The organism is Paenibacillus sp. FSL R5-0473 (assembly GCF_038004565.1).
Classification (GTDB): Bacteria; Bacillota; Bacilli; order Paenibacillales; family Paenibacillaceae; genus Paenibacillus; species Paenibacillus amylolyticus.
On the sequence record NZ_JBBORL010000001.1, the window covers coordinates 3,464,338 to 3,478,000 of the forward strand.

A 13,663-nucleotide genomic window follows, 5' to 3' on the forward strand; every position below is an offset into this window, starting at 1 on the left:
AGGCCTCCGATAGCGAAGACCTCTGTTCTTTATAGAATACATTCTTTATTCTGTATGATCCTTTTACTTACAGTGCACGAATGACAAATTCAAATGTCAGTTCGCCGTCCGAAGGGATCAGGTATTCCGGATGAACTGGAGCACCCCAGCTGTCATCACCACCAACACCCATTTGTTTACCCGCTACAGTCACGACCGTATAGTGTACAGGAGGCAATTCGTACGCATGTTGTGCATTCTCCAGCTCAAATGCCGTATATGGTGAGACATTCAGCTCAACCGGAGTTCCGGATGCTTCAATTTTGAAGCCACGTCCCGCGTTGTCTGTCAATTTGGCCCAACGTACGCCCGTACGGTTGCCTGATTCCTGTGGTACCAGATATGGAGCCATAGTATCAGCTACCTTGCTGCCATGGATACCCAGACGTGCGCCAAATGCGCGGTCTGCATAATTTTCTTCGGGTCCCATCGCAAGCCATTCCACGTTTTCGAAGTCAGGTGATGTTCTGAAGGATAATGCATGAATTGGCAGGTTTGGCAATCCGGCTGTACCTTTGTACGTATTATGCACACGTACACTTCCATCTGCATGCACGGTATAAGCCACTTTTACTTGTACATCCTCTGAAATGTTGAGCTTGTACGTGAACTCGATCCGGTATTGATCCGTTTTCTGTTCCGCTTTCCACTCTACAGAACGTGGCATCAAGCTCGCTGCATACCAGGCGCCCAGTTCGAAGCCCATCGCCATACCTTTGTCATTATCCGTCATTGCACGCCAGAAGAGCGGTGCAGGTGGTACAGCAATCGTCTCGCGACCGGACAATTTCAGGGAAACCAGTGTCCCAAACTGTTTGGAGAACAGCGCATGTGTCTTGCCAGCTCGAACACCGATGTTAACGTCACCTTCAATAACCTGTACATCACTTACAAGGTTCAGGTCCGTCTCGGCTGCATCATTTACCTGATCCTGTGTGAAAATAAACTGTCCAAATGCCACTTCTTCGCCTTTGTCAGCCCATATTGTAGCTTCTTTTAACACAAATGCAGTGTTCACAGCGTACTCGCCGCCCGCCAGAGCTTCTGCACCAAGCGGAAGTTTCACTACCGTCTCGCTTTGGGCATCCACGTTGACTTCCAATGTTCCACGCAGCACTTCATGTCCCTCGCGCTCCAGGCTGTATACCAGTTCCAGCGCAGATGTATCTGCGAACAGATTACCGTTCACAATTTTAACACCTTCACGATCCGGGAACAGCTTGATGTTCTGGTAAAGGAATTTAACCTCCTGCATTTTCGCAGTTACTTTACGGTCAGCATGGACGATCCCGTTACCACAGAACGAATAGTCTGATGGACGATCACCAAAATCTCCGCCATAAGCGAGGAATTCTTTGCCGTAACGATCTTTTTTATAAATGGATTGGTCGATGTAATCCCAGATGAATCCACCTTGATACATCGGATATTTGTCTTCCAACTCCGTATATTTGTGCATACCGCCAATAGAGTTACCCATGGCATGCATGTACTCACAGCTAATATAAGGTTTCGTCGGGTTTGCATTCAGGAATTCCTCAATGTCCGCCGGTTTGGCATACATGCGAGTCTCCATATCACTTGTTTCATCGAAACGGCGATCATGGAATACACCTTCGTAATGTACCAGACGTGTTGGATCAGCTGATTTGAAGTATTGGGATACTTTGTAGATGACTTCACCACCGTGTGATTCATTACCACAAGACCAGATCAGAATAGACGGATGGTTTTTGTCACGCTCCACCATGGATACAGCGCGGTCCATAACGATATCATGCCATTCCGGTTTGTCACCTGGAATAACCCATGAAGGCTCAACAGCACCAAGTTTCTGCCAAGATCCGTGTGTCTCCAGGTTCATCTCGTCAATAACATATAGTCCGTATTCATCACACAACTCATACCAAAGACTTTGGTTTGGATAGTGTGACGTACGTACGGCATTCATGTTGTTCTGTTTGATCGTACGAACATCCCACAGCATGTCTTCCTTCGTAACTGCACGTCCACGACGCGGGTTGAACTCATGGCGGTTCACACCTTTGAATACGATACGTTTACCGTTGATGTGCATCACTTTATCGATCATTTCAAATGTACGGAAACCAACGGCTTGAGGAACAACCTCAACCAGTGCACCCGCAGCATCATATACACGAATATAGAGACGGTACAAGTATGGAATTTCTGCGCTCCACAGGTTCACTGTACCGATATCTTCACGAAGACTTACTTGCCCATCGTTAACTTTGGATTCAAACGTTTTAACGGTATTGCCTTCACGATCACGAAGTTCAGCCTCTACACGTGCTCCTGCAACAGCTTTTCCTTCCAGTTTCAAATCTAGTTGCAGTGTACCGTTCGTATAGGACTTGTCCAGATCAGTGCGCACATGAACATCACGTACGTGTGCAGCAGGGACCGTATACAGATACACGTCTCTGAAAATGCCGGAGAAACGCCAGAAATCCTGATCTTCCAGCCAGCTGCCTGTGCTGCGTTGATACACCTCAACTGCGAGTTTGTTCTCTCCATCCTTAAGGAATGGCGTCAGGTCAAAATCAGATGGCGTAAAGCTGTCTTCCCCGTATCCTACGAATTGTCCATTAAGCCATACATAGAATGCAGACTCTACACCTTGGAAAGAAATATATACCGGATTCGACTCCCAACCTGTCGGCAGGTGGAATGTGCGAATGTAACTTCCAACCGGATTTTTATCCTGCGGCAATGCCGGCGGACGAATTTCGTTCAGTCCATCCCAAGGATATTGTGTATTTACATATTGAATCTGTCCGTATCCTTGAAGTTGGATATGCCCCGGAACTTCAATATCATCCCAGCCTTCACTGGAGAAATCGGATGTATAGAAAAACTCAGAACGGCTGTCTGGACGAATTGCATAGTTGAATTTCCACGTACCATTCAGATCATAACGCATGGACATCGCGCCTGAACCTACAGCCTCGTCCATTGTTTGGTAGTAACGGTGATCGGAATAGGCATGAAGACGGTTCACCTCAAATACACTTACGTCCCCCAACCAGTTGATATCTGCCTTTGTTGCTTTCATCGGCTCTCTCTCCCTTTAAAACGTTATAGTTTGACTTATTCAAGGTTTACGCTGGATTTCCTTTTGCTTTACATAAACAAAAAAGACAGAGGTACGCCATAACAGCGCCCTCTCTTCTTTCCTGCATCCGTCATTTGCACGGATTATGCTGTTTTCATTACTTCACGGAACCTACCATACCTGCAACAAAATGTTTCTGCATGATGAAGAAAACGATTGCTGTAGGCAGTGTTGCAATCACGATTGCTGTCATGATTACTCCGTAATCCGGAGAATAACCAGCACCCAGATTTGAGATCAACAGTGGAATCGTTTGTTGGTCAGGTGTTTGCAATACAATGAGTGGCCACAGATAGTTGTTCCAGCTACTCATGAATGTAATGATTGCTGCCGCTGCATATGTTGTTTTCATGGTTGGCATATAGATCTTCAAGAAGATGCCCAGTTCACTCAAACCATCAATACGTCCAGCTTCCAGCAAGTCTTTCGGGAACATTTTGGTGTTCTGACGGAAGAAAAAGATCAGGAACGCTGTTGCGATGGTTGGCAGGATCACTGCTGCCATCGTGTTGATTCCGATAACCGGTGCAACTCCCGAGATTGTTGCGAACATACGATACAGTGGTACCATGATCGCTGCAAACGGGATCATCATGGATAACAACAGGATATTAAACACAATGTCACGAGACTTCGTGCGATATACCTCGAAACCATAACCTGCCATGGAACCAATAAACAGTGCCAAGAGAGTGGAGACCACAGAGATAATCGCCGAGTTTCCGAGAGCCTGTACCAGATTTGTCGAATCAATCAGTTTGTTGAAGTTATCAATAAAAGCTGAACCGGGCAGTAGTCTACCCTTGGTGACATCGACTGATGCATTTGTTGAACTGACCAGCATCCAGAAGAAAGGGAAAATGGATACAAAGGCGACGATGGATAGGAACACATACGTGAAAATCCGTTTTGCTTTAGCTTTAGCCATTTTTATTATCACCTGCCACTTTAAACTGGATGATGGACAATACAATAATCAAGATTACGATGGAATACGACACTGTTGCTGCATAACCGAAGTCCGGTGAATATTTGAACGAAAGGTTGTAGATGTATTGTGAAATCGACATGGTCGCATTACCTGGACCACCTTTGGTAATATTCATGATCTCATCGAAGATTTGCAATGTACCAATCGTTGATGTGATGGACGTGAAAAGGATAATCGGTTTAAGCAAAGGTACAGTGATTTTGAAGAATTGTGTAAAAGCATTCGCTCCGTCAATTCTTGCAGCTTCATAGATCGATTGATCGATGTTTTGCAGGGATGACAGATAGAAAATCATGTTATATCCGGTCCAACGCCAAGTAACGGCGATTATGATCGTAATTTTAGCCCAGAACGGGTCTGTGATCCATTGAATTGGATCGCCAATAATGTGCAAGCCCATCAGGAATTGATTCACCATTCCATCTGGTGCGAACAGATATTTGAATACAACAGAGTACGCTACCAATGAAGTTACACAAGGCAAGAAAATCGCTGTACGGAAGAAGCTCCGGAAACGTAGTGTGCTGTCATTCAGCAATACGGAAATAAACAAACCAAGGATAATCATTACAGGCACTTGAATAATCAAGTAGATAAATGTATTCGATAATGCTGTACGGAACGTTGTATCAACTAACAATCTTTTGTAGTTAGAAAGGCCCGAAAATTCAAGATTGGCTCCTACACCAGACTTGAACGATAAGAGCAGCGCTTGGATCATCGGGTAGAAGTAAAATGCAACAATCCCGACAACAGCCAGCAAAACAAAAGCCCATCCAGTCAAATTATTTTTCTTTTGGAGACTGTCTCCTGTATTCATGGCTTTCACAGTATGGCTCCTCTCTCTCCATGGAACATGGGTAGAACCCACGGAGCCCCTCGCCATATCCGGTTCGACTTGCGCCGGACATAGGAGATGGCTCCGATGTTTCCTAGGGTTCTATAAGTTACCTTGGGTATCTTAGTTTAATTGTGCTTCAGCTTGTTTTTGTGCATCAGCCAGAACGTCATCGATTGATTTACCGTTCAGGAATGCTTGCATTTCTACAACGAGAATATCTTCAATGGCATATGTGTTGATACCATAGTTTACGCTTGGAATTTCTTTCGTCCAATTTGCAAAGTCTGTGAAGATTTTTTGTCCGCCGAAGTACTCATCTGCTTTGGCATACGCGTCACCATCAACTGCTGGTTTGTACGTACCAATTGCGCCGATGTTGTTCAACAGATCTTGATACAATTGTTTGTCAGAACCAAATGTTTTTGCTACAAAATCAGCTGCTTGATCTGCACCAGGAACGTTGTTCATAACATACCAAGAGCTACCACCCAAGTTGGATGCGTGAACAGAGTTTGCTTGACCAGCCATTTTCGGTATTGGAGCTACAGCCCATTTACCGGATTGGGAAGCTTCTTGACGTACAGATGGTGAGAACCAGTTACCTGTAGGAATTGTTGCTACGCTACCGTTATTGGCGTTGGCAACGAATTGACTCCAGTCAGAGTGCAATTTAACAATGTTGGCATCCATCATTGCTTTGTAAGTAATAAACGCTTCTTTCAGAGCAGCATTATTAGCAATGTCAGGTGTTTTACCATCTTCTGCGGAATACCATTTACCTGCAGTTTGGATCATCATACGAATCAAACCAAGGTCATTCGGGTCAAGAGAAAGAAGCTCTTTACCTGTTTTAGCTTTTACGTCTTTACCAATTTGGATGTAGTCATCCCAAGTGATGTCTTGCAGGTCAGCTGATTTGTAGCCAGCTTGCTCCAGCAGATCTGTTCTGTAGTACAAACCAGCAACGCCGGAGTCAAATGGTACTCCGTATTGTTTGCCATCAAACGCTGTTGGTCCGAGTTTGTAATCTGCAAAATCGGAAGCCGTGATACTGGAAGACAGATCTTTGAACGCATCAGGATATGCATTCAGGAAGCTTTGTGAACGATAGTCTTCAATCAGTACTACGTTTGGAAGACCGCTGGCAGTTCCGGAGTTAAGCCCCGTGTTCAGTTTCTGAATGATATCAGCTTGAGCGTATTCAATGATGTTAATTTTCACATCAGGATTTGCTTTTTGATATGCTTCTTTTGCTGTTTCCATTGCAGCTACGTTAAAAGCTTTGTCCCAAGCCCAGACCGTAATTTCGTTTGTTTTTTCGTCACCACCACTAGCGGATTTACCTCCGCCACCGGATGAACATGCGGACAACAGCAGTACTGTAACGAGCATCAATACCCACATTTTTTTCAAAACATTCAACTCCCCTTCGACCTCTTTGTGTGTAATTTGTTTGCGTTTTCTGAAAGCGGTTGCTTTCGATGTATACATCTTATCATTCCCAAATCGCGTTTCGTTAGTAATAATTTTGTACGGATTTGTCATCTTATTGCCACAATGAAAACCTTTACAGAAACCGTTTGCATTAAATTTGGTTTTTTGTAATTTCTTTTGATTTTGTAATTTCTTGATCTTGAAATAGTACAAAAATGATTTCACCCGCTTTACCTCTGGCACGTAAAAATCCCCCGACTCTGTAGAAAACAGAAGCGAGGGATCTCGATTTTAAGTGTATTTAATCGAATCGGGGTTCGATTCAACTCGTGATTAAAGGCAGTGTAACAGTGACTCTCGTTCCTTCCCCAACCGTACTCATAATGGTGACACCATAAGGTGAACCATATAATAACTCAATACGGTCATGGACATTGCGAATACCGATACCACTGAATAGTTGACGATTGTTCTTTGGATTGGGCAACGTTTCTCCCATGACAAGTCCTTCAATTCCATCCCCGTTGTCCATAATCTCACAGATGAGTGATTCTCCCGCTCTGGAAACCATGACATGAATCGTACCCGTTTCTTTCTTGATGAATCCATGGAAAAATGCATTCTCGATAAACGGCTGGATCACCAGTTTGGGTACATGATAGTGTGTACAATCCGGAGCAACGTAGAAAGCTGCTTTAATCCGGCCACCATATCTGACGTGATTAATGAAGACATAATTTTTCAAATTCTCGACTTCTTGTTCCACTGTAACAGTCTGACTCACATCACTGATCGTATTTTGCAGCAATCCAATTAATGCATTAATCGTCTCCGCAGCCCTGTCTTTGTTGCCTTGTTGCACCAGAACTTTGACAGATGCAAGTGTATTGTACAAGAAGTGAGGATTAATCTGACTCTGTAATGCCGCAAGCTCTGCATTCCGTTGTTCATGCTGTGTCTGTACTAACTGATCCACATAATCATGCAGTTCATCAAGCATGTAATTGTAAGCATGACCAAGCTGCCTGCTCTCGTAGCTTCCGCTCACCGGAATATAGTTGTCCAGATCACTTTTTGTAATGTTGGACATCTGCTTCACAAGTCTGCGCAGTGACTTGGTAATCTGGCTGGTGATGAGAAACACAAGGATGAGTGCCCCCACAACGATAGCTGCACAGATCAGGGCAACCGTCTTCATGTCGATAAGTTGACCCATCGCCAGATCCTTATCCACTACATTGACAATATAAAACCGATAGAACGGTAAATACTCGGATAACACAACGCTATCCTGATCCATCACACGAGCATTAATACTTCTCGGAGAGTTGTTGTTCATATCCCGGGCATACGATAGCAAATCCAGCTGAGTTGTTCCGATCCAGTCTTCACGATTCGATGATACAATCTCACCTTTTTCATTCATAATGACCACATCATTGCCACGACTTGTAAAGCTGCTGTAAAATTGCCGGAATATGTCTTCTCTCATCGTGACATAGAGCGTACCGTATATCCGGCTGCGTGTTCGGTCCGTCAACGCTTTCGTCGCAGAGATCATCTGCTGACTCCCGAGCGTTGACTCGTTTTGGTAAACATCAAAGATAAGACGACTCGGCGTCTCAGCTGCTTCCATCGTAATTGGCTCCTGCTTCAATTCATCCACGGACAACTGAAGGTGAGCACGATTCGTGGAATAGCTCCGTCCATTAATCCCGATAATTGTTATCCCAACTTCGTAGGATTCTGTGATGGATTGAATTCGATCCATCGTTTCCCTCATATTATAGAAGGATTTGGCCATCGTGAGGGAATCGGCATCTCCTTCGGACAGGAATCCTCGGATCGATCCACTCTGCGTCACATTATTCGATACGGCAGCAATGGCCTCATTAAAGGATTCAAAATTTGTTTTGATCTGATTAAGCACCTTGGAGTTTGTGATACTGAACGTCTCAGTAAACAGATTGGTTGACATGTGAATGGTCGTCCATAAGATGAGTACAGAAACGAGGACAATACTGACCACCATAACCAGAAACAACTTAGGAAACAATCCGAGACGAGATAATTGGTTCATCCATTTCTTCATGATCTTATCCTTCTGACTTTATGCCCAGAATTTGCGCCGGTATCGGCTTGGTGATAATCCGGTGAATTTTTTGAACACTTTGCAAAAGTAACTATGATCGGAATAACCTACCATACTACTAATCTCAGAGATCGTTACATCATCGGATCGGAGCAATTCCTCGGCTTTTTCTATCCGAATTTTATTTAAGTATTCATTAAATCCTTCTTTTTTGTGAGATGAGAAATAACTGGATAAATACGATGGATTAAAATGAAAGTGCTTTGCTACTTCAGCAAGCCCGAGCGGCTGATCAAAGTGCTCATGCATGTAATCCAGCAACATCTTCATGTTGGGATCACTTCGTTTTCCACCCGCACCAACGGTGCACTCCTGAACTTCCGTCATGAATTGATCAAGCACGGTCATGACTTCGTCCAGACTCGAAGCGCCGTCCACATTTTTAAAATACGTATATTTGCTCTCTTCCAGCCCGGCAGACTGGACATCCATATCCGCGAGGGTAATGGTCACGTTAAAGATCAAGTTACCGAGAAATGATTTGATTTCAAAAACATCGGCAATATAATCCCGTCCAAGTGTTTTTGCATGATCCTGTAAATACTCCCTTGCCGCTTCGACCCGGTTACGCTTCACATGCTGCAAAAACATATTCACATTAAACTGGTAACCTGCGGAATGCATTGGAGGCAGTTCACCATACACCAGGATTGGTCGATCCTTATAATAGAAACGATATTCAATCAGCTTAATCAGGCGTTCCCGGTAAACAACACCCATCTGTTCAAATGAAGTAAAGCTTTCACTAAGCACCCAACCAGGACTGTCTTCTCCTGTTGCATTTTCACTGGCCAACTGTCTGATCCGTTCAAGCATCCATTCATCTCTCGCAGGATCGACATTAAGAAGCATCACAGGTAATGTACCCTCTGCGGGAACCATTGCACATTCTACTTCAGGCAGATCACAGCGGAGCTTGGACTCAATCTGCTCCTGATCCATCTTCAGTGGATTCCCTCCAGCACCCACGGGTTTATACACCAGCAAGCGAAAGGATTCATACGGAAAGGTATCTCGAATGATCGGCATTTCGCTATCTTCATCCAGTGTAAATCCGGACAGCATCTTCTCCATCAGTTGCCCAAGTCTCCAGCCATCGTGCGACGGCTCGAACTGTAGCTCCGGAATTTTACCCGCTGTTCGTTGAAGGACCTGCAATAATTCATTTGTATCCAGCTTGGGTTTCAGTATATAATCGGCTGCCCCGTGCTGAAGCGTTGAACGTACATACTCGAATTCACTGAAGCTGCTAAGTACAATAACTTCAATCTGCGGATTACTGGCTTTTAGTGTACGGACAAACGTTTCCCCATCCATGACAGGCATGACAATGTCGGTGATCACAATATCCGGTTTTAACAGGTTCACCTGCTGTAATCCTTCTTCACCGTTGGAAGCTTCACCCACAATGATAAATCCTTCCGCTTCCCAGTTCATATGGTGCTTTATGCCCTGTCTTACCAGAAACTCATCGTCAACAATCAGCACCTTGCACAACCGGTTCATGATCGCGACCCCCTTGTCTAATCTTTCCTCTATATCTGTACAGGCTATACCAACTATTATATATCGGTTATAAACACTTTCCAGTGTTAGCGGTTACATTAATTCTAAATTAATTGTACTTCTTTTTATATCCTAAAACGATCCTTTAAGCAATGGTAACTATCTATAGTTTACACTATATTTCGACAAAATAAGAAGCCCCGACTCGCCATTTGATCATCTGGCGAATCAGGACCCCTATTTCAATCCTTTATTTCGTTAAATCACTCACTTATGGTTCAATTCCCCATTGGAGATTTCCCGCGATATAACCGGTGACTTTGGACCAGTCCGTATAGGAAGTCTGACTACCTGCAAAAGAATAATCATCCGTTTGCGTATAGTTGGTCCAATTGTTCTTGGAGATGCGCGTATGGATTTCCGTACTTTGTCCTGCATTCAGAGTTCCAGCAGAAGCTGTGAATCCAATCTCAAGCACGTGGTCAGCACCTGTCCGAACCGGATTGAGTGCACTGAACGTGCCTGTTACATTCGCACTGCTAGCAGTCGCCCAGTCAGCGAAGAAGTTCTGAGGCTGTTCACCGTTTATCGTGTAATAATATCTGATTTTCACATCAGAAAGATTCAAGGCTGTAGTACCTGTGTTTGTCAGTTTAAATTTGGGACTAATCGAGCTGCCCGTCGCTGAAGTGTTGCTGTTAAACATCTCAATGCGTATGGTTCCAACAGGTGCAGCTGTCGTGTCTTTAATGAGCAGATTCAAGGTCGCAGGAGCACCTGCGCTGAATTGAAAGGTTAGCGTCGCTGCGCCATTGGGAAGTGAAGCCAAGTAGTTTTTACTTAATACGACCTCATTGCCTGTCAACGTGTAATCTGCACCTGAAACCAGCGTTGCATTCCCGTTGCGAATGGATGCAAGTGTATTGCCGTTAAGTGTTAACGTGACTGGAATATTAATCTGATTGCCTGCTTTGCGATCAAATTCGGCTGTAACCGGTGTAATCACAGAGTTGGTCACTGGAGTACCTCCGCCATTGTTACCTCCAACACGGTCAGCATACAAAATTCCGCGGCCATTTGTTCCGAGATATACTCTTCCATACAGACGCGGATCACCCGTAATTGTGGTTACACGAGCATACTGATGCTGATCATCATTGATACGAGCCCAATTGGCACCACCGTCATCGGAGCGGAAGAATCCACGTGTTCCATCGATCTGCGCAACCGTGTATAACGCAACAACGCTCTGCCCAGGGGCGGCTTTACCAAATCCGATACTGTCTGCTTCCTCTACATTGGCAAGCTTTGTGAATGTCGCTCCTGAATCCGTGGAATGCCATAATCCGTAAGGACCTTCTTCCTCACTACCACCTGCAAACCAGAGTTCGCCTTCAACACCTGGAACGGCATCCAGATCGACATTTCCTTCCATTGGAAGTCCGGTCGCAGATGATGCCGTGAAAGTAGCACCACCATTCACACTCACATAGATTTTACCCGCTGCAAATCCATAAAATTTGTTTGGATTGACACGATCCGAAATCACTTTTGCCTGTGCAGGTATCCCCGTACTTACCGTCCAGGAATTGCCGCCAGTCGAATAATGTACGCCTTTATCTGATGTGCTCCATACGAGTCGGTTACCATTCGCAGAGATGGCTACGGTCCCTCCTCCGGTTGTGCCGGCAGGTTCTGCATTGGCCTTATACCACGTAGTACCTCCGTCACTGGACAAACCCATGGATTTTGCATTGGGATCAGCAGCATAATCTGCTTTACCTACGCGAACCATCGTATTTGGACTTAACTCTGCAAAATCCAGACTTTCTGTGGAAGGATAGTTCGGGCTCGTAAAGATGGTAGCTGGAGCCTGGTCCAGATTGTTATGACGGAATCCGGAGACATCTCCCAATCCGCTTATCAAATGTGCACCACTTGGCGGGCTGACCAGATCCAGTACGGCAATCTCCTCAACCCCCTTCGCCATCACTGAAATATTGATTTTTTCATCATCATCCCAGTCTGTCAGATTCTTCGTTCCATAGATCGTAGCACCTGTTCCATACATCATGCGATCCGAATCAAACGGATCAATCTCCAGATCACCGATCATCCAGCCCAGTTTTGGGGTTGTTTCGGGTGGGGCAGGATTGGTGCCAAATGTGAGCCATGGCGCTGCCGAAATATCCTGTGTATAACGTAACTTCCGGTTCGGATATCCTTCAAATTCCCATATGCGTGTCCATGTCGCTCCGCCATCTGTACTCCGGAACAAGGTGGCATCCGGCCACCAGGAATTTAATGTCGCAACCATCAATGTACCGGGATTCTGTGCATCAACAGCCAATCCGCCATATCCAAAATAATTATCCGTGCTACTGCTTGGAACAGGGCTGATGTTGGTCCAGACACCTGTAGACGTATTCAGTTTCCACACGTCACCTTTTGCCCCATCATAGGGTCCAACACCATCGCTGTACGTAATATAGAGGCTTCCGTCTGAATCAAACACACCATGATGCGGAATATAACCTGTAGGTTGACCAGCAACAGCTGACCAAGTCAGGCCGCCATTTGTGCTGCGATATACGCTTTGATCTTTATCCGCAACACCCACATAGATTGTCTGGGTTGCTTGCCCTGCCGAACCTGTTGTTTTGTCAAATGTAATCCATGCCAGACCTACGATGTCACTGGTATATTCATTCGAAGGATCTTGCACATAATTTCCCGGATTCGGGAAGCTTGTGACTTCGTTCCAGGTCACACCGTAATCGGTACTTTTCCATAACCCATGACCACTTCGTGCACCGAAATACAGAATACTGTTATCATTTGGGTCCACGGTCAGGCGTTCTCCCATTGAACGTCCCGGCATGTTGCCGCCCACTTTGAACGGAAGTGTTGTGGTTTGCCATGTATCTCCCCGGTCCGTAGAGCGCAAGATGGAGCCATTATTTTGGTCCCACGAATTCGTATACGTCCCAACTGCCATATACACCCGATCGGGATCAACCGGGTCCGTAGCCAGTGCGTCCACACCATTCTTGTTCCAGTCATCCCAGCCGACAAAATCCGTTAAGGGTATCCACCTCTCGTCAGCCGCATTCCAGCGATAGGCTCCCCCGATATCTGTACGGGCATAGATCAGATCCTTTTCCGACTCGTTGAAAATAATGCCCGGTACAAACCCGCCTCCTGCACCCGTCACCACATTTTTCCACTCATAGGCTTCACTTGGTGCCGCCGCTGTTGTTCCAGCAAGTCCTCCCAGCGAGGCGGTTACTACAGCAACCGTCAGGCTCATCATTCGCAATTTCCCCATAAACGTTCTCATATTAACTTATCCTCCTCTTCTACTTCGTTACTGCATTTCGGTCTATCCCCGCTGTCTCATCGTGCTGATGATGGCGTGCCAGACGAATCAATGCATCCCTTGATACAAGAAGCCTCACCCCCTTCCAGTCATATTGTTAAGCGCTTACATAATTGTTCTTGATTCGCGGTTATCTGGATAATACTTTCAATAAATAACATTCGCTGGCAATCTCCAAACCCCTC

Annotated in this window: 7 protein-coding genes; all 7 read right to left on the reverse strand. The window is 45.3% G+C overall.

Translation table 11 applies throughout. The annotated features are described in order from the left end of the window. Positions 1-67: 67 nt before the first annotated feature. Positions 68-3,115, reverse strand: coding sequence for a glycoside hydrolase family 2 TIM barrel-domain containing protein (locus MKY28_RS15085; RefSeq protein WP_340936303.1), 3,048 nt, complete (start codon positions 3,113-3,115; stop codon positions 68-70). 157 nt (positions 3,116-3,272) lie between these two features. After that, the gene (locus MKY28_RS15090; RefSeq protein WP_036609483.1) at positions 3,273-4,103 is read right to left on the reverse strand and encodes a carbohydrate ABC transporter permease; all 831 of its coding nucleotides are present in this window, start codon (positions 4,101-4,103) and stop codon (positions 3,273-3,275) included. Further along, on the reverse strand, positions 4,096-4,986 hold the full coding sequence (locus MKY28_RS15095; protein ID WP_036610887.1) for a carbohydrate ABC transporter permease: 891 nt from the start codon (positions 4,984-4,986) through the stop codon (positions 4,096-4,098). Before MKY28_RS15095 ends, MKY28_RS15090 begins: the two co-directional genes overlap by 8 nt. A 141-nt stretch (positions 4,987-5,127) precedes the next feature. After that, positions 5,128-6,411 (reverse strand): extracellular solute-binding protein, encoded by a 1,284-nt coding sequence (locus MKY28_RS15100; protein ID WP_340033018.1) that lies wholly within the window; start codon positions 6,409-6,411, stop codon positions 5,128-5,130. Positions 6,412-6,763: 352 nt separating this feature from the next. After that, complete coding sequence (locus MKY28_RS15105) at positions 6,764-8,533, reverse strand: cache domain-containing sensor histidine kinase (RefSeq protein WP_101313428.1); 1,770 nt, start codon at positions 8,531-8,533, stop codon at positions 6,764-6,766. Between the two features lie 18 nt (positions 8,534-8,551). Further along, the gene (locus tag MKY28_RS15110; RefSeq protein WP_127543821.1) at positions 8,552-10,099 is read right to left on the reverse strand and encodes a response regulator transcription factor; all 1,548 of its coding nucleotides are present in this window, start codon (positions 10,097-10,099) and stop codon (positions 8,552-8,554) included. Between the two features lie 271 nt (positions 10,100-10,370). After that, positions 10,371-13,439, reverse strand: coding sequence for a X2-like carbohydrate binding domain-containing protein (locus tag MKY28_RS15115; RefSeq protein ID WP_445670898.1), 3,069 nt, complete (start codon positions 13,437-13,439; stop codon positions 10,371-10,373). Positions 13,440-13,663: the final 224 nt, after the last annotated feature.